General features: G+C 48.3%; 21 protein-coding genes and 2 pseudogenes. 9 read left to right on the forward strand and 14 right to left on the reverse strand.

Annotated features, from left to right (window positions below; translation table 11 throughout):
- Positions 1–163 precede the first annotated feature (163 nt).
- Entirely contained in the window at positions 164–1,417 is a 1,254-nt protein-coding gene (locus BFO_RS00735) for an efflux RND transporter periplasmic adaptor subunit (protein WP_014223627.1), read from the reverse strand.
- Between the two features lie 161 nt (positions 1,418–1,578).
- Positions 1,579–2,922 carry a TolC family protein gene (locus BFO_RS00740; RefSeq protein WP_041591003.1) on the reverse strand — a complete coding sequence of 448 codons (1,344 nt, stop codon included), beginning with the start codon at positions 2,920–2,922 and terminating at the stop codon, positions 1,579–1,581.
- A 279-nt stretch (positions 2,923–3,201) separates the two neighbouring features.
- On the opposite strand from BFO_RS00740, the gene BFO_RS00745 reads away from it, so the two are divergent.
- The 5 genes and pseudogenes from BFO_RS00745 to BFO_RS00760 all read left to right on the forward strand — a co-directional run bounded on the left by BFO_RS00745 (position 3,202) and on the right by BFO_RS00760 (position 9,941).
- Positions 3,202–6,723 (forward strand): RNA-binding domain-containing protein, encoded by a 3,522-nt coding sequence (locus BFO_RS00745; protein WP_014223630.1) that lies wholly within the window; start codon positions 3,202–3,204, stop codon positions 6,721–6,723.
- Positions 6,720–8,078, forward strand: a complete 1,359-nt coding sequence (locus BFO_RS00750; protein ID WP_014223631.1) for a sigma-54-dependent transcriptional regulator — start codon at positions 6,720–6,722, stop codon at positions 8,076–8,078. Before BFO_RS00745 ends, BFO_RS00750 begins: the two co-directional genes overlap by 4 nt.
- A gap of 5 nt (positions 8,079–8,083) precedes the next feature.
- Positions 8,084–9,397, forward strand: a complete 1,314-nt coding sequence (locus tag BFO_RS00755; protein ID WP_014223632.1) for a sensor histidine kinase — start codon at positions 8,084–8,086, stop codon at positions 9,395–9,397.
- Between the two features lie 151 nt (positions 9,398–9,548).
- A pseudogene (locus tag BFO_RS16510) lies at positions 9,549–9,596 on the forward strand (hypothetical protein); the annotation flags it as partial.
- A gap of 9 nt (positions 9,597–9,605) precedes the next feature.
- Complete coding sequence (locus tag BFO_RS00760; protein WP_014223633.1) at positions 9,606–9,941, forward strand: methylated-DNA--[protein]-cysteine S-methyltransferase; 336 nt, start codon at positions 9,606–9,608, stop codon at positions 9,939–9,941.
- Positions 9,942–10,414: 473 nt separating this feature from the next.
- Here BFO_RS00760 and BFO_RS15910 read toward each other — a convergent pair whose 3' ends face one another.
- From BFO_RS15910 to BFO_RS15915, 3 genes are all read right to left on the reverse strand, one after another.
- Positions 10,415–10,675: a hypothetical protein gene (locus BFO_RS15910; protein ID WP_244262932.1), complete on the reverse strand. Its 261-nt coding sequence runs from the start codon at positions 10,673–10,675 to the stop codon at positions 10,415–10,417.
- Positions 10,676–11,027: 352 nt separating this feature from the next.
- Positions 11,028–11,258, reverse strand: coding sequence for a hypothetical protein (locus BFO_RS15780; RefSeq protein WP_167536494.1), 231 nt, complete (start codon positions 11,256–11,258; stop codon positions 11,028–11,030).
- Between the two features lie 356 nt (positions 11,259–11,614).
- The gene (locus BFO_RS15915) at positions 11,615–11,845 is read right to left on the reverse strand and encodes a hypothetical protein (RefSeq protein ID WP_208854693.1); all 231 of its coding nucleotides are present in this window, start codon (positions 11,843–11,845) and stop codon (positions 11,615–11,617) included.
- A gap of 337 nt (positions 11,846–12,182) precedes the next feature.
- Here BFO_RS15915 and BFO_RS00770 point away from each other — a divergent pair, with 337 nt between their 5' ends.
- From BFO_RS00770 to BFO_RS00785, 4 genes are read left to right on the forward strand one after another with little or no spacing between them, the layout of a single operon-like run.
- A complete protein-coding gene (locus tag BFO_RS00770; RefSeq protein ID WP_014223636.1) occupies positions 12,183–12,584 on the forward strand; it encodes a DUF2141 domain-containing protein in 402 nt (133 codons plus the stop codon).
- A gap of 28 nt (positions 12,585–12,612) precedes the next feature.
- Positions 12,613–15,003 (forward strand): outer membrane beta-barrel family protein, encoded by a 2,391-nt coding sequence (locus tag BFO_RS00775; RefSeq protein ID WP_014223637.1) that lies wholly within the window; start codon positions 12,613–12,615, stop codon positions 15,001–15,003.
- A 42-nt stretch (positions 15,004–15,045) separates the two neighbouring features.
- Positions 15,046–15,657 carry a hypothetical protein gene (locus BFO_RS00780; RefSeq protein ID WP_041590519.1) on the forward strand — a complete coding sequence of 204 codons (612 nt, stop codon included), beginning with the start codon at positions 15,046–15,048 and terminating at the stop codon, positions 15,655–15,657.
- A complete protein-coding gene (locus tag BFO_RS00785) occupies positions 15,642–15,929 on the forward strand; it encodes a winged helix-turn-helix domain-containing protein (protein WP_014223639.1) in 288 nt (95 codons plus the stop codon). The genes BFO_RS00780 and BFO_RS00785 overlap by 16 nt, the downstream gene beginning before the upstream one ends.
- A 101-nt stretch (positions 15,930–16,030) precedes the next feature.
- On the opposite strand, the gene BFO_RS00790 is transcribed toward BFO_RS00785, so the two are convergent.
- The 9 genes and pseudogenes from BFO_RS00790 to yajC form a co-directional block, all read right to left on the reverse strand.
- Positions 16,031–17,353, reverse strand: a complete 1,323-nt coding sequence (locus BFO_RS00790) for a glycoside hydrolase family 57 protein (RefSeq protein ID WP_041591006.1) — start codon at positions 17,351–17,353, stop codon at positions 16,031–16,033.
- A gap of 13 nt (positions 17,354–17,366) precedes the next feature.
- On the reverse strand, positions 17,367–18,635 hold the full coding sequence (locus BFO_RS00795; protein WP_014223641.1) for a glycosyltransferase: 1,269 nt from the start codon (positions 18,633–18,635) through the stop codon (positions 17,367–17,369).
- Between the two features lie 15 nt (positions 18,636–18,650).
- The gene (locus BFO_RS00800) at positions 18,651–20,585 is read right to left on the reverse strand and encodes a glycogen debranching enzyme N-terminal domain-containing protein (RefSeq protein ID WP_014223642.1); all 1,935 of its coding nucleotides are present in this window, start codon (positions 20,583–20,585) and stop codon (positions 18,651–18,653) included.
- 502 nt (positions 20,586–21,087) lie between these two features.
- Complete coding sequence (locus tag BFO_RS00805; protein ID WP_014223646.1) at positions 21,088–22,761, reverse strand: AMP-binding protein; 1,674 nt, start codon at positions 22,759–22,761, stop codon at positions 21,088–21,090.
- A 42-nt stretch (positions 22,762–22,803) separates the two neighbouring features.
- Complete coding sequence (locus tag BFO_RS00810; RefSeq protein WP_014223647.1) at positions 22,804–23,358, reverse strand: helix-turn-helix domain-containing protein; 555 nt, start codon at positions 23,356–23,358, stop codon at positions 22,804–22,806.
- A gap of 276 nt (positions 23,359–23,634) precedes the next feature.
- Positions 23,635–24,063 (reverse strand): annotated as a pseudogene (locus tag BFO_RS13940) (DUF5606 family protein); the annotation flags it as partial.
- 96 nt (positions 24,064–24,159) lie between these two features.
- Positions 24,160–24,744 (reverse strand): dephospho-CoA kinase, encoded by a 585-nt coding sequence (gene coaE, locus BFO_RS00820; protein WP_014223650.1) that lies wholly within the window; start codon positions 24,742–24,744, stop codon positions 24,160–24,162.
- On the reverse strand, positions 24,741–25,745 hold the full coding sequence (locus BFO_RS00825; RefSeq protein WP_014223651.1) for a CdaR family protein: 1,005 nt from the start codon (positions 25,743–25,745) through the stop codon (positions 24,741–24,743). The genes coaE and BFO_RS00825 overlap by 4 nt, the downstream gene beginning before the upstream one ends.
- Positions 25,746–25,755: 10 nt before the next feature.
- On the reverse strand, positions 25,756–26,094 hold the full coding sequence (gene yajC, locus BFO_RS00830) for a preprotein translocase subunit YajC (RefSeq protein ID WP_014223652.1): 339 nt from the start codon (positions 26,092–26,094) through the stop codon (positions 25,756–25,758).
- Positions 26,095–26,162 lie beyond the last annotated feature (68 nt).

A 26,162-nucleotide genomic window follows, 5' to 3' on the forward strand; every position in this document is an offset into this window, starting at 1 on the left:
TCCGATGTGGGGTTGCTTTTTTCTCCCAACGCTGCGCATTGGGCTGAATTAACGCGCCCTTTCAGGGCTTTTTCCCAAATTGTCAATGGTTATTTAGTTTTCGGTTTTCAGCAAACAATTCAACAACTCAACAATTCAACAACTCAACAACCTAACCAACGATTCACTTTGACAGGATCAGTATTTCACTGTTTTTATAGCTTTCGTAGCTTGAGATCACGACGCGTTCGCCGGCTTCGAGGCCTTCAAGCACTTCGTAATACTGCGGATTCTGCCGGCCGATCCTGATTTTGCGGCGGTAAGCCTTTTTCCCGTCCTTATCGAGCACAAAAATCCAGTTTCCGCCCGTACTCTGAAAGAACGTACCCTTCGGGATGATGATGCTTTCGGTGGGTTGTCCGAGCTGAAGATTGATGTAGTATGTTTGCCCGCTTCGGATATTGTCGGGGCGTTCGCCGGTAAAGACAAAGTCCGTGCGGAATTTACCGTCTCGCACTTCGGGATAGACTTTGCGGACGGACAGTTCGAAATTCCCGCCTTGACGCTCGAACGTGGCGGCCAGCCCGGCTTTTACACGGTCGATGTAATGCTCGTCGATCAAGGCTTCGATCTTGTAGTCCGACAAATCGTTGATCTGCCCGATTTTTTGTCCGGGTGAAACATTCTGTCCGAGCACGACGTCCAACAGTCCGAGCTCGCCGTCGATCTGGGAGCGCACGTTCAGGTTTTCCTTGCGTTCGCGGATAAGCAGCACGTTACGCCGCATGTTCGCGAGGTTATCTTCCATCTGATCCATCTGAATGGATCGATAGATCGAGTCTTGATGCAGCCGCTCGATGATGAGTGCATGTTTTTGCTGCACCAGTTCGTAGTCTTCTTTCGCTTGCAGGAAATCCTCGCGGGCGATCAGCTTCTCGTCGTAGAGTTTTTCCTGCTGACGGTACGTCCGCTGTCGCCGTGTGATGTCGAGGTCGAGTTGCAGCTTCTCCGTCTTGTTCCGGAGGCGGTCCTGTTCCATTGTCACCTGTGTATTGCGCAGCAGATTCTGCTTTTCGGCCAGTTCGGCTTCGGCATTCAGGATTTGCAGGTCGAGGTTCGAGTTGCTCAGCCGGACGATGATATCTCCTCTGCGTACCTGCGCCCCTTCTTCTACGACTTTTTCCTGCACGATTCCGCCCTCTTCGGGGCTGAGCTGCACGACCGTGATCGGCTGTACCTGCCCGTCTACACGCACAAAATCATTGAACTGTTCATGTGTTACATGGCCGATGCTGATGCCTCGCGCGTCTACACGCAGCGTCGACGCATGATTGCCGAAAATCATCCATCCGACAAGCAATAAAAAAGCAATCCCCCCGACAATATAGGGAAGATGTTTTTTTCGTATCCCTTTCTTTTTTTCCAATTGTATATCCATTGCAGTAAGTATTTATATTCTATTCCATGTTATAAATATAAGTCTGACAGTATATTTTTCTCTTCTGACGTCGCATTTTTCCGTTCTGACGATATATTTTTTCGATCTGACATCGCATTTACCTTTCCGGCATTGCATTTTACCCTTTTGACATGCCGTGATTATTCTTCGGATTTCCCGATAATTCCTTCTCCTTTATAATATGCCACCAATCTGCTTTTAAGCATATACGACAATCGTTTCTGCAACAGGTTGGCACGCGCCTCGATCAGTGTATTGGCTGCCGTTTGCAGATCGATCGGACTCATCAGGCCTTCTTCGTATTTGCGCAGGGTAAGATGATAGGAGATTTCGTCTGCTTCTACTTTTTTTTCCATCTGTACGGTTTCTTTTGCAAATCCGTCTCGGTCTAAAACGGCCTGTTCGACAGCTGTCTGTAACTGTCGCATCACTTCATCGCGCTGTTCGTTGGCAATCCGCATGGCGTTACGCGCACGACGCGCTTCGCTATATCGTCTCAGTCCGTCGAACAAGGGGATACGGAGCACCATGGCAAGGTATTCGCCGCGGTTATTGTCGAAAAACTGCTTTCCGAACGAAACGGTTTCTCCGCTCGACAGATTTTTGAAATAGTTGGTTGATACGCCGGCTTCGAACGACAGTCGAGGGAACATGGCTCCTTTGGCCATGCGGTATTCGTAGCGGGCGGCCTTGGATTGGTATTGGGCCGAGAGTGCGACGGGGTTATGCGTGCCGGCATACGCGTAAATATCGCTGACCGACTCGGGGAAGGAGAGCGTTTCGGGCACGTAGACGGCCGTATCGATGCGTAACGAGTCGGCCCCGCCGTAATTCATGTTCTCCCGGAGTTTCAAGAAGGCCGACGCGTAGAGGTTTTGTTGGCGGGTCAGGTTATAATCGTCGGCCGCTACCTGAGCCTCGAACTGCGCCACATCGGCTTTGCCCTTCATGCCCAACTCTTCCATCCGGCGTGTTTTGTAGAGGGTATGCCTGCTTTCATTCAACTTGTCGGAAGCCAGTTTCACCGTCCCCCGATAGTAGATCATGTTGATAAACGCCTCCATCACGGCCAGCGCCACATCGTCTTTGGCACGTTGTTCTTCCTGAAGACCGTACAAACGGCGGATATGCGTCATCTTCCGGTTGTTGATCAGCTGTCCGCCGTCAAAGAGAGGCAGAGAAGCGCTGATTCCGTAGGAATTATTAAACGTCGAGATGTTGTTATACGTATTCGTTTTCGGGTCGATAGACCGTCCGAAGCTGAACTGCCCGCCTACATTTGCACCGATCGACGGGAAGAAGCTCGCTACCGCCGAATGGTGCGCCGCCCTGTACGAGTCGTTCAAATGCTGCTTCTGTCGCACCTTCGGACTATTTTCCACCGCATAGCGCATGCAGTCGTCCATCGTCCAGTATCGTTCCTGAGCTATCCCGCCCGACGTAATCGCGATACTTAAAAACATATTCCAAAAAATCTTCCTCATCATTTCAAAATTAGTTCACGATATATATAAGATGCCAAAACCATGCCAAAACACTCAAATCACTAACATCAAAAAATTTATAAAATCATTCAAGAACAGCCTGTGTCCAAAAATTGGACGTCTGTGTCCAATTTTTGGACATAAACAGACGAGCCAACAATAAAAGACATGCCCCAGACAGTTCATTTTTTTTCCTAACTTTGCGAAGCATTATGTATATGCGTTATTATTATATATGTATTATATTTCTATATTATCATTAATTTTATTTTATACAATATGGATATTCTATATGAGGACTATACGAATGGAAGGGCATTTATGCGAATGATCAACGCGACAGAAGAACAAGTAGCCCTCTTTGAAGAACTGTCGAAAAAGGCTGTCTATAAATCCTCGGATTCCGATTTTATGTCTTTGTTGAAAACGGGTTCGCCTTTTTGGATATTCGCTTTCTTAAAAGCATTGGACCGTCTTTACGAAAAATGTCGGGAAGATACCGATAGAACGCAAACCATACTGAGTCTTTATATTCGTATCGAAGAACATCTTCTGGAAAACAGACGCTTTTTAAACCTTTATCCGGAAAACAAACATTCTTCCATCCTTTTCCGTGCCGAACAGATGTTGCACAAAGCTTACGCACATCAGGAAGCGTTGTCCATCATTCAAGAAAACAAAGTCAGTTTGTTTATTTCTGACTTGTCCGCTAAAACGGAGATACCGGACATCCATATTTATAATCTGGAGAAAAAAATAAACATACTCATGTATTTATTCCTGTACGATCCGCAAGCGCTTACGGGCAGGACGATCGCCTATCTTCGTTTATTCAGATTTTTTATCGAATACGCATCTTCTCTTTTTTCCTATAGTTTTTGGATAAACAACCTCGAATCGTTGATAAAAAAAGAATGTGACCGGATAGATACGATATTACTCACAGGAGAAATCACGGCAGAAATTCGGCAAAAAGCAGAGAGCTTGATCCAAATTGCCGGTGCCGAATTTTTGATTAGCAGAGCAGCAGACAGCGAGATCAATATCGTACACCGGTTGATGTTTTACCGCTATTTATACCTATTAGACGAACGCCGTACACCAGCCCTGAAAAATCTTATGCTAAGTACTTTTTTAAAACGGAACAGTCGTCCCCCGGAATATACATGGGAGGAATTGATTCTTTTTTCATTTCCGCTGTTCGTCGATAAAATCTCATATTTCATTGAAGATATACTTGAAAACAAAAATTCATTTTCTTTCGAAGGAAACGGTGTCATTAACTTATCCGACCAGCGGATTACCCTGTCTCCCCATCCGAATCCTCTTATCCGAAAACGGAATCATAAATTACTTTCTTTATGGGAGGATACGATTAAAATAAATACGTTCCACCCCTCCCCTACCGATCTGAATTCCTGTACGGATATCCATCTGCTGTACAAAGCCTGGAATACTGCGTTCGATGATTTTAAAGCGAAACCGGTCTTCGAACAGCATCATATGAAAGAAACACCCCCTGCAGGCACCTCGCTAAAAGTCAGAATCACCAAAATGAATCCGGCTTACCCGCTGCTTGCTTTCGCCAGTATCGAAGATGATCGGTATGAGGGGTATGGCGTCCTGCATGCCAGTCAGGTTTCACGTATCAAGCTCAATACATTATCCGATATTTTCGTAGTCGGTGATCTTGTAACTGCACATGTACTCGAAACGTCGGATAACCGGCTTTCTTTTTCCATCTTAGAAGAAATCGGTTTTTCCATCAGTGCCCGGTTTCATAAAGACGATTACACATATGCCAAGCTGCTTGCCCAAAAAGAAAATCTGGATATATGGGTCAGTGAAAAAGGATATCCGCTCTATACGCTTCCGTCTCCCGATACTTCTTCGGAACTTGAGATTGACGATATTTATATGCTGAGGCTAACGAGTGTATACAAAAACGGTTACGTTAAGGCGGAAATTGAAGAAGCGGCACCGGAAGATGTTACGATAGACACCTCGAAAGCCGTAGCCGATCTAATAAGTTACTATATCGATGAGAGAACAGAAGATTATGATGCCGACGAAAGCAAGATGGACAATAGCATAAACAATTTTTATCTGGAGAGCGACTATGTACGCCAACTGATTTACATCATCGACCTTCATGCCGAATCGACCCAAGACCATATTCTACGTTTCAATCTGTTCAACACGACTCGGCTTTTGGCAAAAATCGTAAACTCCTCGTCCCTTGAATCTTATTATACCTATCGTATTCTGTATTTGAAAGAGTTGCACAAATTCCTGCATAAAAAAACAATGGACGACGCTATCATCGATGACGCAGCCGTACAACAATATCCGCGACTGTCCAAGCCCTTGCGTATTCTTTCCATGCTCTCGGCAAAGAACGATTCCATCGATTGTGTTGCGACCTTGCAAACACAAATCCTTTCCAACGAAAAACAAATCTCCGACTTGGCTCGCCTGCTTCTCATACAACACTTTGCCCGCACGGCTTTTCCGGACATCGCTAAATCCGTCAATGCAAAAATCTTGGCTCTGCTTGCTATCGAAGAGGGAAAAGCCCCTGCTCCCCAAACAGAAAATATCAATTTCGGACGAGAAGGGAATACCAAAGAGTTCAAATCGACAATCGTCTACCCACCCGAAAGTAATCACGAAGCGGATATCGATAAGCAGATGGAACATATCCTTACAACGATTTGCGGCTTTCTGAATGCCGATGGCGGTATCTTGTATATCGGCGTAAATGATATCGGTTATCCGCGCGGCATCGAAACGGATTTAAACTACTTACGTTGTAATGAAGACAAATATCAACTGCTGATACGAAAATACATTGTAAAAGACTTAGGAAAAGATATAAACAGTCTGATTTTAATCGACTTTCATTCATTCAACGAAAAAACGGTTTGTGCCGTATCCGTACCTTCGTACCATCAGGCAGTCTCCTACAAAGGCATCGTATGGCAACGGCAAGGTAACTCCACCCGGCCGTTGGATACGCCGGAAATCCGACTGTTGAAAGAACGCCGAAGTGCGCTTATCCTGTCGAAAAAAAATACAGAAACACCTTTCAAAGAATTGGAAAATACTTCTGCCGATCAAGCAGATAATATCTTTCCGGTAAACATACCGACCTATAAACTACCTGTCGAATCGGCGCATCCTTTACCTCAAACAGAGGTTCCTCCCATTTACACTTCCGTTTTAAAAACGAATAAAGAACAAGAGGCCATTGCATTTTTCTCCATCCTCGAATCAGGAAAATTCATGCTCTCCAAAGAATTCCCCTACCAACATAACACACGAATCGCATTGCCGTTATACGACGAATATCTATCCGGATACTTGCTGTATATCTATGAAAACGGCTTTGTCAACCGTATTGCAGTATCTACCTTAATGTCAAAAAAACAAAATTACGAATATACAAACGCACTGTTCGATAAGTCATCTTTATTTTTTACCTCCTTTGCCAAACCCGATGATTCGATTTTTGTGAAGATCGCCTACAAAGGAAACGAATACATTCGTGTTCTTTCACAAAAAAACATCAAAATCAATACTGATTTATCCCTCAAGGGTACTCCTCTCTATACAATCCCCTTTGGGAAAATTATCCAAACGGAGGTGTTGAATAAAGAACAGGCACAAGAGGTTGAAAAGATACACAGTGAGCTGTCTACCACCTTAGGTACTCCCGTTTCTTCCATCTCAGCGATCAAAGAAATCTACTATTTAAATAATCTTTTAAGCGGCAAATCGACTTTCAAAGAAAACGCATGAACAAGACGAAACGACAAGGTACCATTCTCGTGGTCGACGACAACAAGGGCATCCTTGCGGCCGTGGAATTGCTGCTGCGACCACAGTTTGCCCGGGTAATCACAACCTCCGCGCCCGACCGCATCCGAACGATTCTGCACGACGAACCGGTGGATGTGGTATTGCTCGATATGAACTTCAGTGCAGGGATCAACAGCGGGAATGAAGGTCTTTTCTGGCTCTCCCGGATCAAGAAGATCGACGCCTCGGTACAGGTTGTACTCTTTACGGCATACGCCGATATCGAACTGGCCGTGCGAGGCATCAAAGAAGGCGCTTCGGACTTCGTTGTCAAACCCTGGGACAACGACAAACTGACCGAAGCCTTGCAGACGGCTCTCCGGGCCCGCACGCTGCAAGACAAACGAATAGCGGCCACCTCCACCGCCGAGACAAGCCGCATGTTTTGGGGCGACTGCGAAGCGATGCAGCAACTGCGCATGCTCACGGAAAAAGTGGCGTATACCGATGCCAATATTCTGATCACGGGCGAGAACGGCACGGGAAAAGAAATGATTGCACGCGAGATTCACCGGCTGTCGGCACGTAATCGTCATCCGATGGTGGCCGTCGATATGGGCGCCGTTACCGAAACACTCTTTGAAAGCGAGCTTTTCGGCCATGTCAAAGGCGCATTCACCGGCGCTCACTCCGACCGTCCCGGCAAGTTTGAAGCAGCCGATAACGGTACGCTCTTTCTCGACGAGATCGGCAACCTCTCCTATCATTTGCAGGCCAAGCTGCTCACAGCCCTGCAACAGCGCAGCATCGTGCGCGTCGGAAGCAATACGCCCATACCGGTCAATATTCGCCTCCTGTGCGCCACGAACCGCGACCTCGACACCATGGTCAGAAAAGAACTTTTCCGGGAAGACCTGCTCTATCGCATCAACACCATTCACCTGCATATCCCGCCGCTGCGCGAACGGACGGACGACATCGCGCCGCTGGCACATATCTTTCTCCGTAAACAGGCACAGTTGTACGGCAAACCGGAACTGATCCTCACGCCTGCCGCGTGTGACAAACTGAAGGCGCAACCCTGGTACGGCAATATCCGCGAACTTGAACATGCCATCGAGAAAGCCGTTATCATCAGCGACGGAAAGATGCTCGATGCGGAGGATTTCGATTTTCCGTCCGCCGCCCCTCCGTCCGAATCTCCGCCGAACGATGCGACCACACTCGAAGAGATGGAGTGCCGCATGATTCGCCGCACGATGGATAAGCACCGCGGCAATCTCTCGCTCGTGGCTTCCGAACTCGGCATCTCGCGACAGACGCTCTACAATAAAATCAAACGTTACGGACTCTGACCTCGATGGACAAGCGATTGTACAACAGCCTGACGTTTCGACTGATTGTTCTTGCAGCACTCGTTGCCGCAAGCACGGTATTCGTGATGCAGCATCGCTGGATCGCCGCTACCGCAAGCCTGCTGTCCGTCGCTTTTGCCTTCGGATGGAGCGTACAGCTCTATCGTCGCAACCTCCGCAAGGTCTCCTTTATGTTCGACGCCGTGGATAACAACGATTACGCTTTTCATTACGCTACAGCACGGCATGCTACCGAAGAGCGCATCATCAACGAGTCGCTGAACCGTATCCTCCAGATTCTCCTGCAGGCAAAAGCCGACGCGAAAGAACGGGAGAAATATTATGAGATGATTATGAACTCAGTCAACACAGGGATCGTCGTCATCAACGAGAAAGGATTCGTACTCCAACAAAACAGCGAGTCGCTCCGACTGCTCGGACTGCCCGTATTTACTCACATCAGACAGCTCGAACGGATTGATGAGAAACTTGCCGAACGTTTTACCGATCTTCAGCCCGGCGAGAAATATCACCTCTCGTTCCGTAACGAACGCGGAGCGGTCAACCTCTCTATCCGCGTGTCTGAAACCGTTTTGAAAGGCGAACGCGTGAAACTTATCGCGATGAACGACATTCACGGCGAAATGGAAGATAAGGAAGTCGATACATGGATTCGTCTGACGCGCGTATTGACACACGAGATCATGAACTCCGTCACCCCCATCACCTCGATCAGCAGCACGCTCCTCTCGCGACACGACGAAATGAAGGAAGAGCTCCGCAACGGCCTCGAACTGATCAGCGATACCGGCAAAGGACTGATCTCCTTCGTCGAATCGTACCGCCGGTTTACACATATCCCGACTCCGCAGCCAACCCTCTTCTATGTCGGCAGGTTTATCGAACGGATGACACAGCTCGCCAGCCACCACCATGCTTCCCATATCGCCATACAGACCGATATCCGCCCGGACGACCTGATTCTGTATGCCGACGAAGACCTGATCGGACAAGTCGTACTCAACCTGCTGAAAAATGCCATACAGGCCATCGGCCCCGACCATCCCGACGGACAGATCATGGTGCGGGCTTCGTGCAACAGCAATGAATCCATCGTGATCGAGATCAGCAATAACGGTCCTGCCATCCCGCCCGAAGAAGCCGAACATATTTTCACGCCATTCTTTACGACCAAAGAAGGAGGCAGCGGCATCGGGCTGTCCGTTGCACGCCAGATCATGCGTCTTTCGGGAGGTTCCATCTCACTGAAATCGAACGACCCCAATCATCGAACGACCTTTGTGTTGCTGTTTCCATAAACTTCATCCCTTTTTTTGATGTATCTTCGCACACGTCAAAATTACCCGTTATGAATTATTTTACAGATTACGCATCGCCGGTCGGCATGTTACGCATCGTGAAAACGGTCGAGGGATTACGGCCATCAAATACGTCAGGAACGAGCATGTTCTGCCTGCCGGTGCATGCAAAAAAGAAACCCCTCTGCTGAAACAGGCAGTAACGGAATTGAAAGAATATTTTGCAGGGCGACGCAGACATTTCGACCTTCCGCTCGACGAACAGGGCACAGACTTTCAAAAGCGCGTTTGGGCGACGCTCCGTGAAATTCCATACGGACAGACACGCTCTTACAAACAGATAGCCGAAGCTGCCGGATCACCGCATGGATATCGCGCTACAGGAATGGCCAACAACCGCAACCCCATTTCGATTGTTACACCGTGCCATCGCGTCATCGGTGCAGACGGAACGCTTACCGGTTACGGAGGCGGGCTCGACATCAAAAAGAAACTGCTGGAACTCGAAGCGTCGACTGTTGTGCAAAAAGATCGCTACCTCTAAATATCCTCCCCCCAACAAAGAGCGCACTTCTCCGGCTTTTCGCATCCCGTAAAGAGAAAACGGCCTTCGCTTATCGGAAGATTCCCCAAAATCGTCCGAGCAAAAAATCATTTTAACCGTTCATTCTAATCTTTTTACGAATCCAACTGTCATCAAATTTTCTTTTTATCCCGGATTCCGCAATAGAAGAAATAAGAATGAATTTAATTCAGGCCTTCAGCCCTTGTGCTCCGTGCGGGCTAACCCCTTCGGGGCGTTGAGGGGTTGGGTTGTTGAAATGTTTAGTTGTTGAAATGTTTAGTCGTTGAGGTGTTTAGCCGTTGAGGTATTTAGTTGTTGAAATGTTTAGTTGTTGATCTGTTTACTGACCACTGTAAAAGCCCTGAAAGGGCGCATTAATTCAGCCCAATGCGAAGCGTTGGGGAAAAAGGCATCGCATCTCGGCGAAGGGCTGTTAATTCAATTGTTAATTGTCAATGGTTAATGGTTATGCCGGGTACACGGTATCCGAACACAAATTTCGCAAATTTCGCGAATGGGCGCAAATCCCCCCCCTTTGTCATTCCGAACGTAGTGAGGAATCTCGCCTCGAACGCCCTCGGCGTTCGTCCATGGGCCTCGGGCGGTGAGCCGACGGAGCAGCGAGCAGGGTGAAAGAAAATCAGGCTGTCCGAAGCGAAGCGAGTTACCTGATTTTCCGACCTGCGAGCGTCGCGACGACGTGCGAAGCGCACGAAGCCTTGATCTTTTGGTTACTTTTGGATCAAGCCAAAAGTAACGGAAAAGAGATTCATCGCTTCGCTCTGAATGACAAATTAATGGTTAATTGTTATGCCGGGTACACGGTATCCGAATGCAGAGGGACATCCCCCCTCCCCCCTTCAAAGGGGGGAAGAGCGAAGCGAAGGGGGATGTTATCCCTTCAAAGGGGGAATTTGCAGGGCTGACTGCTGACCGCTGTAACAGCCCTGAAAGGGCGAGATAATTCAGCCCAATGCGAAGCGTTTGGGAAAAAGGCATCGCATCTCGGCGAAGGGCTGTAAGCCTGACGTAATTCAATTGTTAATTGTCAATTGTTATGCAGGGTTATCCGAACGCGAATTTCGCAAATGGGCGCGAATCAACGCAAATAACCGCGTTTGTCATTCCGAACGTAGTGAGGAATCTCGCCTCGAACGCCCTCGGCGTTCGTCCATAGGCCTCGGGCGGTGAGCCGACGGAGCAGCGAGCAGGGCGAAAGAAAATCAGGCTGTCCGAAGCGAAGCGAGTTACCTGATTTTCCGACCTGCGAGCGTCGCGACGACGTGCGAAGCGCACGAAGCCTTGATCTTTTCGTTACTTTTGGATCAAGCCAAAAGTAACGGAAAAGAGATTCATCGCTTCGCTCTGAATGACAAATTAATGGTTAATTGTTATGCCGGGTACACGGTATCCGAATGCAGAGGGACATCCCCCCTCCCCCCCTTCAAAGGGGGGAAGAGCGAAGCGAAAAGGGGGGATGTTATCCCTTCAAAGGGGGAATTTGCAGGGCTGACTGCTGACCACTGTAAAAGCCCTGAAAGGGCGAGATAATTCAGCCCAATGCGAAGCGTTGGGGAAAAAGGCATCGCATCTCGGCGAAGGGCTGTAAGCCTGACGTAATTCAATTGTTAATTGTCAATTGTTATGCAGGGTTATCCGAACGCGAATTTCACAAATGGGCGCGAATCAACGCAAATAACCGCGTTTGTCATTCCGAACGTAGTGAGGAATCTCGCCTCGAACGCCCTCGGCGTTCGTCCATGGGCCTCGGGCGGTGAGCCGACGGAGCAGCGAGCAGGGTGAAAGAAAATCAGGCTGTCCGAAGCGAAGCGAGTTACCTGATTTTCCGACCTGCAAGCCTCGCGAAGGCGTGTGAAGCGCACGAAGCCTTGACCTTTTGGTTACTTTTGGGTCAAGCCAAAAGTAACGGAAAAGAGATTCATCGCTTACGCTCTGAATGACAAATTAATGGTTAATGGTTAATTGTTATGCCGGGTACACGCCGAATCATGTATTTAGAAAATAACCATTGATAATTAACCATTGTCGTACATTCGCATGTCCATTACTAACGGTAAATGCCGAACAGTGTATCGCGTAATTTGGGTTTGTAAAAATAATTCATTAAATAATTTGGTTTACAAAATAAACTACATTATTTTTGCGATGTGAATCGATTCAAAAAAAGGAATTATTTAGTAACAAGTAAAAAAAACAGTTATGAAAACATTGAGAATGATTGGACTGTTCGCTGCTTTGGGACTGAGTGTATCTCTTTATGGACAGTCTGCGGATGTAACGGTAGTGGTAAAAGGCGTCAGGGAAGCGAAAGGCAAAGTAATGGTTGCGGCGGGAGATAAAGCGAAACCGCAAGAGATGATCGGAGAAATGGTAGCGGTTACTTCGACAGGCGATGTGGTCTGCGTACTGAAAAACGTACCGGTCGGCAAAACGAATATTTACGTATATCAGGATCTGAATGAGAATTTCCAGCTCGATATGGATGAGCAACATATCCCGATCGAACCGTGCAATACGAAAGAGAAGGTAACGATCAAAGACGGAGAAAACAAGTTCGAGATCAAACTGATCAACGTAAAGGAAATGATGGAAAAACGCTGAACCTCATTGTGTCGAAAAACAGACAGCCATGAAGCGGTTTCTTATTGTATTTATTGCAAGTGTCATCTATGCCGGCTTCGCTTCGGCGCAGGAGCGAAGCGGCAAGGTGACGGATAACAACGGCCGGCCCGTCGAGTTTGCGACGGTTGCCTTGCTGACGGAAGACGGGCAAGCGGCCGTGACGGTCACCGATACGCTCGGACGCTTCTCGCTTACCGCTGTCGGGGGCAAGTACCGGATCAACATCCGGCATCTTGCTTATCAGCCGTTGGAGCAGAGCATTTATCTTTCGGACGCGGCATCGAAGGCAGGCGATTTTTGCCTGAAGGAGCTCGAGACGAACCTGAACGAAGTAACCGTTACGGCTTCAGCGATCACACGCGAGGCCGACCGCTTCGTGATGAGGATGAACAATATGCCGCTGACCCTGAATAAAGACGCGATCGAAGTCTTGCAACTGGCTCCGGGCGTATGGGTCGATGGGAACGGTATTTCCATCAACGGGGCAAGGGGTACCAAAGTCTTTATCAACGAACGCGAATTGAAGATCAAAGGCAAAGAACTGATGGATTATCTGCGTAATTTCCGTTCGGCCGACATTGTGCGCGTCGAGATTATCCCTCAGGCCGGAGCGGAATACAGCGCCGATTCGTTCGGCGGAGTGATTAAACTGACACTTCGCAAACAATTGGAGAACGGTATCAGCGGGCATGTGAAAGCCGGCACAGCACAGAGCCAAACGTTGACCGATTATCAGCCGTCGGCCTCTTTCAACGCCCGTGCCGGACGCTGGACATTCAATACGTTTGTATCGGCGAAGATACTGCCTGAAGGAAAAACAAACTCGGTGGAAACGCGTAATTTCCGGACAGGAGACAACCATGATTACTTTTCGGTTTCGGACGTCAATCGCACGCTGCATTCGGGGTTGGGGAGGCTGGGTATCGTGTATGAGCCGGACAAACGAAACAGCTTCGGAGTTGAAGCGGAGTATTCGGCCATAAGCGCCCGCAGTCCGTCGAGCGTCACGACGCGAACGAAGCCCAACGGTATCCTCGTCAACTCCGAAAGCGACTACCGGCAAAAAGAGACAGACCGTACCTGCTCGATGACCTTGAACTATGTGCATGCGCTCGATACGCTCGGATCAACCTTCAAAGTGATTGCCGACTGCACAAACAAACATGTGGAGGGTGACAACGACTATCATACCTCGTTTATCCGGAACGGAAAGACATCGGATTCGGTATACCGGAACAACACATCGTCGCATTACAGGATTTATACGGCCGACGGGGTGTTGAGCAAGCAGCTTTCGCCACGTACAAAACTTGTTGCGGGTGTGAAATACACACATAACGATATGTCGGACACGGTACGGTACGAAAGTCTTCTTCCTTCAGGCTGGCATCCGCTTCCGGCGTATCATTATTCACTCGGTTACACGGAACATATCGGAGCGGTCTATGGCACTTTTTCGACCGAATACAATCGTCTCAGTCTCGTGGCCGGTCTGCGTGGCGAATATACGCATGCGAACGGGCATCATCACCGTATCCGTCAGTCGTACTTCGATCTGTTTCCGAACCTGAACGTAACGTATTCGTTCGATCCGATGCGGACGTTTATGCTGATCGGACAGTATTCACGGAATATCGAACGTCCTAATTTCAGGCGTCTCCATCCGAACCGGATACAATATTCGGAGTATTCGTATTACATCGGCAATCCGGCATTACGTCCGACGTATATCCATAAGATCGGTCTGACGGCCGTTTACCGCTATCGTTATGTGCTTTCGATCGGCGCCAACCTGCACCGCGATCTGGTGAGGGAAGTGCGGAAGACGGAGACGTCCGACCCGAACGTTACGTACATCATCCCCGAAAATCATCATACGGAAAATCATTATTATGCAGTGCTGAGCGCCCCTTTCCGTCTGACGAGATGGTGGGACATGAATGTTAATCTGGTAGGGGTAAAACAGGATATCCGAGGTACGGAAAGTGACCGCCGTGTGTCGCATTACCTTTATTTCGCTAATCTGACAACGGGCTTCTCGTTGCCGGCGAAGTTTCACCTCGAACTGACCTACAGCGGCACGAGCCGTCTGTATTCGGCCAATTCCGGTATCGAACCTCGCCATCTGTTTCATCTCTCGGTGAAGAGGCAGCTGTTGAATGATCGCCTCACGGCTTCATTAGGCATAAACAATGTGTTTGACCGTAAGATCGTTTATTTCTCGGAGATGAAACACCTGACAACACGAACGGAAGTATATAATCCGCAAGATGCCCGTTACCTCAAGTTCAGTCTGAACTATACGTTCAGCGCAGGAAAGCATTTTAAAAGTCGTACACTTGAGAATGGCTCGGAAGCGGAAAAGAATCGTTTAAAACGAACTTCCGATACAAGATAATTCATGATAAATTCATATTTTTACACTCATTTTTTTACAGCTATGGAAGAAAAAGAATTAAAGGACAAATCGCTCAACGAAAAAGAAAGTCTGGAACTCATCACACGGATGATCCAAAACACACAGCACCGACTGGAGCGCCATACTGGCATGCCGATGTTGATCTGGGGCTATGCCACGACTGTCACAACCTTACTGGTATGGTGGGCAGTAAACTATACTGGCGACTACCGGACACAATTTTTGTGGTTTCTTATTCCGCTCACGGGAGGCATCGGGTTATTCCTTTGGAAGAAAAAGCCCGCAGGAGTCCGTACATACGTAGACCGAGTTGTTGGATATATCTGGTTAGTTTTGGGCCTGACCGGTTTTCTGCTGTCGTGCCTGTCGATATTCAGCGTGATGTGGAAGCTGCCGATTCTGTTTATCATCATACTGATCATGGGTATGGGAACGATCCTGACCGGGTTGGTTGTACAGTTCAGGCCGCTGGTCATCGGAGGCGTGGCGGCGATGGGGATCGGAGTAGCCCATTACCTGTTGCCGGGCTGGGATATAAAGATGCTGACATTTGCGTTAGCCTTTGTTGTCATGATGATTATTCCGGGATATATTTTAAACCATCGAGCTAAAAAAGTATGTTCAAAGAGCTGAATCCGCTATTGCACGGTGAGCTTCGACTGGGTATTATGTCGATACTGCTCAGTGTCGAAAGCGCGGAATTCAAATATATCCGCGAGCAGACCGGAGCTACGGCAGGCAACTTGAGCGTGCAGCTCGATAAATTGTCACAAGCCGGTTATATAACCATAGAAAAAGGATACCGCGGAAAAGTTCCCTGCACGACGTGCCGCATCACAGAGGCCGGGATTACAGCCTTCCGCGAATACGTCGAGGCGTTGAAAACGTATATCAACATCAAGTAAAACACACCGAGGTTGCGGTATAAAAAAGAGAAGCCGGAAGTTTTTATCGATATTTTTCGACGAAAAACTTCCGGCTTATTATTATGCTCTACATAGCGCCGTTATTTACCGGCAACTTTCTTGGTGACGGCGCTTTTCTTCTTCGTTTCCGATGATTTCTGAATCGTTTCCAGCTTTTTCTCAAGCCGGTTAATTTCATTCGCCTGATTGCGGATGGTCGTGAGCAACGAGTTCAGCTCCTCGTTTTCGATCGAAGAGGGGAACTCCGCTTCGACACGCAGCATGAAATCGGAAAGTACGTTCATGTAGTTATTGAACGCATCGTACGGATTATCATACGGACTGAACAGGTTATAATGCTTCGTGTTCATGTAATAAAAGTGGTCGCTGCTCTGCAAATAGATCCAATCCTGCTTGATGCGACGATTACCCGACAGGCGCACCCGTTCTCCGATTTCGTTGATTTTCTGGAACGCTTCATGCTGCAATACATTACCTAACCACGAACTGCAGTCTTTTTCTTCATCGACCCATGACATCGGATAGGGGACGGAAACCACATCGACCGGTTTCATGTTTTCAAACACTTCGGAGGGCAGTGAGAACGAGAGGTTATTTCTTTCGGCGTACTGCGGTAACGCCTTGAAGAACTCGAAGATTCCCGTGTCGGCCGCATGCATGGAGCCCAGTACTTCGTAGTTCATAAAGGCGTTGATCACCTTTTCCGGCTCGGCCGTCGAAGCAATCGCCGAGATATATTTATCGGCTGTCAGCGGGTATTCTTTCCATGTATAATCGTTGAAGCGGAGCGAGAGGTCTTCACTGAAACGGTCGTTCTTCAGCAGCAATTTCAGCTGCGGACGAACAGCCGACGCATAGACGTAGTTCGGACTTTTCCATCCCAATACATGCTTGGCTCCTTCGGTCAGCATGCCTTCGAAGCCGAGGTTATAGACGAGTTCGGAGATATCATCCGAATAAATCAGTTCCGTATTCCGGAACACTTTGGGACGAACGCCAAAGAGCGACTGTATTTTCTCCTTATGCATCTTGACTTGTGCCCTGAACTCCTCAGCATCGCCGAGCGAGGAGAGCGAGTGGGCATACGTTTCGGCCAGAAACTCCACACAACCGAGCTGTGCGAGTTCGCGAAAGCTGTCGATCACTTCGGGCGCATAAATTTCCATCTGTTCAAGCGCTGTCCCCGAGATCGAAAAGGCCACTTTAAACTTACCGCCGCTCTTACGTATCATTTCCATGATGGTACGGTTAGCCGGCAAGTAACACTTTTCGGAAATCCGACGAAAGATTTCCTCATTTTGGAAATCGTCATAATAATAATGATTGTTTCCGATGTCGAAAAAACGATACCTTCTCAAACGAAAAGGCTGATGGATTTGAAAGTAAAAGCAAATTGTTTTCATATCTTCTGTTGTTTTAATTTTTTCCATACAAGACCCGATCATAAATCCGGCGCACTTTCTGCCCGGCATATTCCCATTTGATGTTATTAACTTCTTTCAATCCTTCCTCTTTCAAGAAAGCGTGCAGTTTCGGATAAGTGATAAGCCCGTAGATCGCATCGGCCAGGGCTTCGATATCCCAATAGTCTACCTTGATGGCATAATCAAGTATCTCAGCGCATCCCGACTGTTTCGAGATGATCGAGGGCACACCGCACTGCATCGCCTCGAGCGGTGAGATACCGAACGGCTCCGAAACGGAAGGCATCACGTACACATCACTGGCTTTAAAGATTTCATACACCTGCTTTCCTTTCATGAAACCGGTGAAATGGAAACGGTCGGACAAGTTACGCGATGCGGCCAGACGGATCATCTTATCCATCATATCGCCGCTACCGGCCATGACGAAGCGCACGTTATCCGTCTTCGACAATACGCGTGCTGCGGCTTCGACAAAGTATTCCGGCCCTTTCTGCATGGTGATGCGTCCGAGAAACGTCACGATCTTATCCTTCACTCCGCGTTTGTCGGAGATGGAGAGGATATCGGGGCTGAGAGGCTCCACGGCATTGTGTACCGTTGTGACTTTGGCCGGATCCTGATGATACTTTTCGATCACCGTCCGGCGCGTCAGGTTACTGACCGTAATGATATGGTCGGCATGATCCATGCCGTTCTTCTCGATGCCGTAGACATCGGGGTTGACGTTTCCGCGGCTGCGGTCGTAGTCCGTGGCATGTACGTGAATGACGAGCGGTTTACCGCTGACCGTCTTGGCATGAATACCGGCAGGATACGTCAGCCAGTCATGTGCATGAATCACATCGTACCCTTCGGCGCGTGCAATGACTCCCGCCACGATCGAATAATTATTAATCTCCTCCAACAGGTTATCGGGGTAACGACCGGAAAACTCAAAACATCCCAGATCGTTGACATGCCGGTAACTGAAATCGGCGTAGATATGGTCGCGCAGCTTGAAATATTCCTGCGGATCCATATATTTCGACAGCCGTGCGGCTACCTGATCGTATTGTACCTCCTTCCACACGATAGGGGTATTGCATGCCCCGATAATCTTCAGGAAGCTCTGATCTTCATCGCCCCACGGTTTAGGCATCACGAACGTGATATCCATATCGGATTGCAGCGACATGCCTTTGATCAAACCGAAGCTCGCCGTTCCCAGTCCTCCGAGGATATGCGGCGGAAATTCCCATCCAAACATTAACGCTTTCATCTCTTGCCATCTTTTTTATTCGTCATACTCTTTCAATTTCTCAATCACCGCCAGGATGGAAGCGATACTCATCAGGAACGATATGGCTCCACGCCCTGCAAACGGAGGATTACCGTCGAACAGTTCGGAGATCGTTCCGATACAATGCAGCGATATTTCTTCTTCCATACTGATGAGCGTACGCTCGGCGAACGAGACGCCTCCGCGGCCGAACAGGTCCAGGTAAGCCTTCAGATACATTCCCGTCAGCCAAGGCCATACGGGGCCTTGATGATACGCCAGATCGCGTTCGTACTGCGGCCCGATGTAGTTCGGACAATAGCCTTCGCTTTTGGGACTAAGCGAGCGCAGACCTTTAGGTGTCAACAGTTCTTTCGTCACAATATCGAGCACGCCGCGTTTTTGTACCCGTGTCAACGGTGAATAGGGACAAGCCAACGCAATAACCATATTCGGTCGTACGCTCCAGTCCTGATTCGGGCTGCTGTCTACATAGTCGAACAAGTAGTTGTATTGGTTCACGAACGTAGCAGGAAAAGACAACTCTAAAGCCGTGATCAGTCGATCGACTTCGGGCGATACGCTTTCGTCAAGTTCTTTATAAAAACAAAGCGCATTATACCAAAGCGCATTAAATTCGACGATGTATCCCGTGCGCGGCACGACGGGACGTCCGTTGACAACGGAGTTCATCCACGTCACCGGTTTCTGCCGTCCGTCGGAATATAGCAGCCCGTTATCGGTCACCTTCAGGTTGGGATGCTTCTGTGCCATGATATAAGCTATGATTTCGCCGACCAGCTCGCCATACAGTCGTTTGGCTTCGTCACGTCCTTCTCTCAAGCTGAAACTCTGTATACACCAGATGACCCATAACAATACATCCGGTTGTTCCATTTCATGAATAATCGGATCGGTTTTTCCCTCGCGCATAAATGTACGGAGAGCGGGAACGGCAGTCCTCATGAGTCGTTCGTACCGTTCTCGCTCGTCGAGATAAAGCGTACAGGCAGCCATTGAGATAAACATGTCGCGCGCACGAACTTTGAACCAAGGGTACCCTGCCAGCAGATATACATCTTCGCCTTTCGGATTGTAAAATAACTGATGCGCTGAGTTTTTCAGACAGTTATAAAAACTGGAACGTGGGGTACGCGCCTCTACTTCTTCATTGAAGTGTGTCGGAAGGTCCGGCAAATGGTCACGCAACATATCGCCGGCACAGAACACGATCGATTCTCCTTTTTCAATCGACAGCTCAAAATATCCGGGAACAAACAAATCTTCCTTGTACGGATAACCTCGCTCCTGCTCTTTCTGATACTCGATGCCGTGATACCAATACGGTTCATACACAAATTCCGGTTTTTTATTGAACTGCATGAAAAGCTCCGGATAACCGGGATACATACAGGCTTTGATACCGTTCGGCACTTCTTCATACGATTGATTGGCATTACCGTTGACATGTGTGAGCTCCCTGACGCTGCGGAAAGCCATAAACGGGCGAAAACGCAGCAGAGTAGCCGAATGCGCCTCTATCAAGGTATATCTGATCATGATCCGGTTGTGCTTCCGAGAGAAAATGATTTCTTTCGAAAGTACCACACCTCCCACCCGGTAAACCGTGCGCGGCACCGTTTCCATCGTATATTCGCGAATGTATTTGTGACCGTTCGGGCTGAAACTCCCGCCCTCGTACTTGTGCAATCCCAGATTGAATTCGGCACCGTGTTGAATCACCGTCTCGTCGAACGAAGAGAGCAGGACATGATTATCGTCATCCAGCTCCGGCACGGGCATAACGAGCAAACCGTGATATTTCCGCGTGTTGCAGTCAACGATGGTCGTGCAATGATATGCGCCTTTCCGGTTGGTACGTAGCACCTCGCGTGATAAGGATTCTTCGAGGTTAATTATTAACGTTTTGTCGAATTTAAGGTAATTCATGTTTTTCTTCTTTTAAACCATTTTTAATCTCACTTATTTTGTTGAACTCTCAAAAATAGATACTATTTCAGACATAAACAATTTTTTTATCGAAAAGTTTGATGACAGGCTGTTTTTTTCAACTTGGCCGAACAGGAAAAAAGAAAGAAGAGAGGCCGCCATATTTCCGATACCAATTTCTTTCCGAAAAAAAAGCCGATTCAACATCTTCCGTCATAGCATATACAGACAACAAATGACCAACGGAGGTGAAGTTGATTTCTGTTTTTGCAAAAAATCTTTATCACAAAATTCGGAATGAATCAATTTCCATTATCGGGGAAACCCGAAAGGAAAAATTAAACAGATTTGCCTATCGGGAAAACCCCGAAAGGTAAAATCAAACGGATTTACCCGTCGGGAAAAGCCCGAAAGGCAAAATCAAACGGATTGGGCCATCGGGAAAACCCCGAATATGGAATTGAAATAAAGGTATAGGTCAGGAGAGGTAACACGATACCATTTATGATTTCGCAGAAGATTTCTCACTGTCGTTGGCACGGATTTCGACGCGCCTGATTTTGCCGCTGATGGTTTTGGGCAGCTCATCAACGAACTCGACGATGCGCGGATATTTATACGGAGCGGTCACCCGTTTTACATGGTTCTGAATTTCCTTCACCAGCTCCTCTCCTGCCCTGTCTTTATATTCTTTCGAGAGCACGATGGTGGCCTTGACTACCTGACCGCGTATTTCGTCCGGTACGCCCGTAATGGCACATTCCACTACCGAAGGGTGCGTCATCAGAGCGCTTTCCACCTCGAACGGCCCGATACGGTAGCCCGAGCTTTTGATCACATCGTCCGAACGCCCCACAAACCAGTAATAACCGTCCTCATCGCGCCATGCCACATCGCCGGTATAGTAAATACCGTTGTGCCATGCTTCGCGTGTACGTTCGGGATCGCGATAATATGCCCGAAAGAGTCCGACAGGTTTTGCATCGCCTGTTCGCACAACGATTTGCCCCTGTTCACCATCTTCGGCCTTTGTTCCATCGGGACGAAGCAGATCGATGTCGTATTGCGGATTAGGCAGCCCCATAGAACCGGGCTTCGGCGCTGTCCAAGGAAAAGTACAGATGGTCAGTGTGGTTTCCGTCTGGCCGAATCCTTCCATGAGTTTGATACCCGTGAGTTTGTAAAACGTATCGAACACGGCGGGGTTCAATGCTTCGCCGGCGATGGTACAATATTGCAGCGAAGAAAGGTCGTATTTCGTGAGGTCTTCACGAATCAGAAAACGAAAAATGGTGGGTGGTGCACAGAGCGACGTGATTTTATGCCTCTGAATCATCTGTAACATATCGGCGGGTGTAAACTTCTCATGGTCATAAACGAATACGGTTGCTCCGGCAATCCACTGACCGTAGAGTTTACCCCATACGGCTTTTCCCCAGCCTGTATCGGCAATCGTAAGATGTAAGCTGTTTTCGTCCAGATTATGCCAATAGCAGGCCGTCGCGATATGACCGAGCGGGTAGAGAAAATCGTGGGCGACCATCTTCGGCTCGCCCGACGTGCCTGAGGTAAAGTACATCAGCGATATATCATCGTTCGTATTAACCTGCGCAGGACGTATAAACGGTTTCGCCTGCTTAATCCCCCGGCTGAAATCTTCGAAGCCTGAAGGGATTTCCGGTCCCACGGAGACGAGCGTCCGCACAGTCGGCGAATCGGGCATGGCCTCGCGGATATGCGTCAGGATTTCATTTTCGCCGGCACAGACAATCATTTTTATATCAGCCGCATTAGCCCGATACACAATGTCTTTCTTCGTCAACAGATGTGTGGCGGGAATCACCACGGCACCGAGTTTATGAAGGGCAATGATCGAGAACCAGAACTCATAACGGCGTTTAAGGATAAGCATCACCTTATCACCGCGCCCGATACCGAGCGATTGGAAATAAGATGCCGTTTGGTCGCTGTATTGCTTCATGTCGGCAAAGGTGAAGTCAAGGTGTTCACCCCGGTCGTTCGTCCAGCACAGAGCTCTCTTCTGCGGAGCCTCATCTGCCCATGCGTCGACCACATCGTAGCCGTAATTAAAATGTTCCGGGATCGTGATATGAAAATTCTTTTTAAAATCTTCCTGTGACGAAAACGTCGTCTGCGTTACAAAGCGTTCTAACATTTACAATATAGTTTCCCAACTGTTCTAGTTTTCAAAAATAAATTACACAATCACCGCCAGAAATTGGACGATTTCACCGTCAAGCGCCTTCATGCCGTGCGGCAATTCGGAATTGAAATAGATGCTGTCTCCTGCACCGAGAATCAAGTCTTTGCCATTAATTTGCAACAGCATGCGTCCATGGATCACGTAGTTGAACTCCTGTCCGGAATGTGTGTTGAGGTAGATCGGTTCACTCTCCGGCTTGGGATGTACGGTGACCATGAACGGATACGCTCTACGCTTCGAGAAGCCTGCGGCAAGCGACTGGTATTTATATGCTTTCGTACGCTCAACCGATACGCCTTTGCCGTTACGCGTCACGAAATAGGCACTCATCTTCGGTTCATCACCGAACATGAGTGTCGTTAATTCCACACCGCAGGCATGTGCAATACTGTGCAACACGCTGACAGAGATATCCGCTGTCCCGCTTTCGAGACGCAGGTATTCATCAGGTGACATCTTACAGACCTTCGCCATCTCTTCCACCGGAATATCCAATGCATCCCGAAGTCCTTTCAGACGTTCGGCAATTTGTTTGATTTCTTCGTTCATCACACCATGTATTCTACCTGTTTGAAAAGGTCGCCCTTGCGTCTGCGACTGCCGGAAGACCTTGTATGTTTCATCGAGCCTGCAGGGACAAATTCCTGCCCTTCGTCAAAGAGTTCCACCGGAAGGCAATTATTTCTGCCGTGTGCGCTGCGTCGTTTTGGCTGCAGTCGCTTTCTTCGGTGTCGCCTGTTTTTTTGCCGTTGTCGAAGCTGCAGCTGTCGATTTCGCACGCACAGTCTTTTGGGGCGCTGCTTTCTTCGGTTCTTCGACAGCAGTTTCAGCCGTCTCTTCTTTCTTTTCCTGTTTTTCCTCCTGCGGCTCATACTCCGTAATACCGGCTTCCAACAAGAGATTGTACCAAGTCAGCAAACGCTTGATGTCCGTCGGATAGACACGCTCGCGGTCGAAATCGGGAAGTAGTTCGGCCAGATAGGCACGAAGTTCGTCCGGAGAAGCCTTGCTTAACTCAATCGACACTTTTTGGCCGTTCTCTTTCTGTTTCACACTGCTCAGCACTTCGTAGAGCGGCACTTCTTTCTCGTTCGTATAAATCGCAATGTCTCCCAACGAAATGACTTTATCTCTCGCATATGCCGGAATCCGCTTTTTATCCGTCAGAGATTCAATAATCAACATATTCTTTCCTTGAGAAACCATCTGATACAAACCGGGTTTTCCCGATACCGACAGGATTTTTTTCAGCATAACTCTTTCTTTTTACATTTTTATTATGATGGACAAAGATAATGCAACTCTTCCGAATTCGACAAAAATAAATATATTTTTAGCATACTGTCTTTTTCATCCGATTCCCCCTAATTCAGCCATAAGTGCCTCCATTTGGGGAATCAGAGGTGTGTGCTCATCGTTCAGCACGACTTTATCGGCCAGGGCTTTCTTGCGTTCATCCGGCCATTGATAGCTCATGCGCCGCCGCACATCGGCTTCCGACACACCATCGCGAACCGTGACGCGACTGAGGCGCACCTCTTCCGGTGCATCTACCATAAGCGTCCAATCCACTTTTCTGTTAAAACCCGATTCAAACAGAATGGCAGATTCGAGTCCACAGACCTCCGTTTGCAAACCGGCCTTCCAGCAGTCAAAATCTTTCGACACTTCGGGGTGAATAATGGCATTGACTTGTTCGAGCAGGACCGTGTCGCGAAAGATTCGTTCGGCCATTAATGCACGATTCAGGCCTTCGGAGGTGTAGATGTCTGCACTCAGCAATGCCGTCAGACGCTCTCGAAGAACAGGTGACGAGACCGTCAAACGTTTACTTTCCCTGTCCGCATTATATACGGGCACACCATATGTTTCCAGCAGACGCGAAACGACCGATTTACCGCTCCCGATGCCTCCCGTGATTCCGATTACCGTCATTTCTGCTCCAGAATAAATTCAATCTTTTCCGGAGTCAGTATCGGATTCGACAGCCGTGCGGGCCGTTTTGTCAAACGAATAGGCAATTCGCCGGCCTCACGATGGGTCTCAAACTCATGAAAAGGAATCCGTATCTCAAAGTCCGCCTCAGAAACTTCCTTGAAGCGCGAAAGCGGGAGTTTGAAAAGCAACTCGACCGAAGACGGGAACATGCGCAAGATGTAGTTTCCCGGCACACTGTCGCACTGTATCGGCAGAGCCAGCCGTTTCTCGGTATATTCTTCAACCGGAATGCTTACCTTCACTTCTTCCGGTTCGTAGTGCACTCCTTCGATCGGTTGAAGACCGACGGTAAGTTCTTTCGTTTTGTTGAGATTCTCAACATTCAGAGAGACAGTCTTCACCGTGAGCAGGGTATCCAGCATGGCACGATCAGCATACGCCTCCACCTTCGATGGGGTAATCGTTATCGTATCGGAAATCTGGAAGCCGGGCTCGAGTGAAACCAGTAGATCAAGGACTACCGGCACGTTTTTCTTCAACAAGTCATCGTATTCGATCTGTATGGACGACGGTTCGAAGCTTAGCAGTGAGGTCGACAAGATCAGTTGTTTCGATATACTCGTTTCGATCATGCGACGGGTTACCGTGCCTTTGTGCCCTCCGGCCTTTTGAAGAGCTTTGACATCTATCTCAAGCGGAGCAAACGTCCTAAACCACGAATAATTGATCAGTACTGTTCCACGGTCTCTCACCCTCGCAATAATCTCCTGCGGATTGTCGCCCGTCAAAACTTTACCAGTCGGTACATTTTTATATTTCACCGGGATGACAATCTCTATTTCGTATTCGTCCTGCAAGGTCTGCAGGTACCAGAATCCCAGCGAAAGCAACAGAAAGATCATAAAAGTAAAGACCTCCTGCCATTTCCGTCGACGAATGAGGGTCTTTACTTTTCGAGTCTCGGACTTGAACGAGGGTGATTTTCCAAGTCGCGACATATGATGTTTTTTATTTGGTTTGCTGCTGCACATCTTCCGACGAGGCGAACACCGAATTTTTCTCGATCCGGACCCGCACGCCTTCCGAAATTTCTATCAACATGGACGTCTCGCCCAAATCCTTGATCTTTCCATGAATTCCTCCGGAAGTGATCACCTTATCTCCCACCTTCATCGCTTCACGTGCTTTCTGAATATCTTTCTGGCGTTTCTGCTGCGGACGGATCATCATAAAATAAAAGATCGCCACCAAAGCCACCAATAACAAAATATTTATGTAGCCCGCATTTCCACCTGCAGGCGATGCGCCGGCCGGCGCCTGTAACAATAATACGTTGAACAAATTCATATCTCTTTATACATTAAAAAAATAATTGTTTCGGGCAAAGATAAAGCAAGTCGGACAGAAAAACAAGC

This window comes from Tannerella forsythia 92A2 (genome assembly GCF_000238215.1).
In the GTDB taxonomy this organism is placed as follows: domain Bacteria; phylum Bacteroidota; class Bacteroidia; order Bacteroidales; family Tannerellaceae; genus Tannerella; species Tannerella forsythia.

Bases quoted from the DNA above. Each gene is read 5' to 3' on its own strand.
- BFO_RS00735 (WP_014223627.1), bottom strand. From the start codon at position 1,417: ATGGATATACAATTGGAAAAAAAGAAAGGGATACGAAAAAAACATCTT.
- BFO_RS00740 (WP_041591003.1), bottom strand. From the start codon at position 2,922: ATGAGGAAGATTTTTTGGAATATGTTTTTAAGTATCGCGATTACGTCG.
- BFO_RS00745 (WP_014223630.1), top strand. From the start codon at position 3,202: ATGGATATTCTATATGAGGACTATACGAATGGAAGGGCATTTATGCGA.
- BFO_RS00750 (WP_014223631.1), top strand. From the start codon at position 6,720: ATGAACAAGACGAAACGACAAGGTACCATTCTCGTGGTCGACGACAAC.
- BFO_RS00755 (WP_014223632.1), top strand. From the start codon at position 8,084: ATGGACAAGCGATTGTACAACAGCCTGACGTTTCGACTGATTGTTCTT.
- BFO_RS00770 (WP_014223636.1), top strand. From the start codon at position 12,183: ATGAAAACATTGAGAATGATTGGACTGTTCGCTGCTTTGGGACTGAGT.
- BFO_RS00775 (WP_014223637.1), top strand. From the start codon at position 12,613: ATGAAGCGGTTTCTTATTGTATTTATTGCAAGTGTCATCTATGCCGGC.
- BFO_RS00780 (WP_041590519.1), top strand. From the start codon at position 15,046: ATGGAAGAAAAAGAATTAAAGGACAAATCGCTCAACGAAAAAGAAAGT.
- BFO_RS00785 (WP_014223639.1), top strand. From the start codon at position 15,642: ATGTTCAAAGAGCTGAATCCGCTATTGCACGGTGAGCTTCGACTGGGT.
- BFO_RS00790 (WP_041591006.1), bottom strand. From the start codon at position 17,353: ATGAAAACAATTTGCTTTTACTTTCAAATCCATCAGCCTTTTCGTTTG.
- BFO_RS00795 (WP_014223641.1), bottom strand. From the start codon at position 18,635: ATGAAAGCGTTAATGTTTGGATGGGAATTTCCGCCGCATATCCTCGGA.
- BFO_RS00800 (WP_014223642.1), bottom strand. From the start codon at position 20,585: ATGAATTACCTTAAATTCGACAAAACGTTAATAATTAACCTCGAAGAA.
- BFO_RS00805 (WP_014223646.1), bottom strand. From the start codon at position 22,761: ATGTTAGAACGCTTTGTAACGCAGACGACGTTTTCGTCACAGGAAGAT.
- BFO_RS00810 (WP_014223647.1), bottom strand. From the start codon at position 23,358: ATGAACGAAGAAATCAAACAAATTGCCGAACGTCTGAAAGGACTTCGG.
- coaE (WP_014223650.1), bottom strand. From the start codon at position 24,744: ATGACGGTAATCGGAATCACGGGAGGCATCGGGAGCGGTAAATCGGTC.
- BFO_RS00825 (WP_014223651.1), bottom strand. From the start codon at position 25,745: ATGTCGCGACTTGGAAAATCACCCTCGTTCAAGTCCGAGACTCGAAAA.
- yajC (WP_014223652.1), bottom strand. From the start codon at position 26,094: ATGAATTTGTTCAACGTATTATTGTTACAGGCGCCGGCCGGCGCATCG.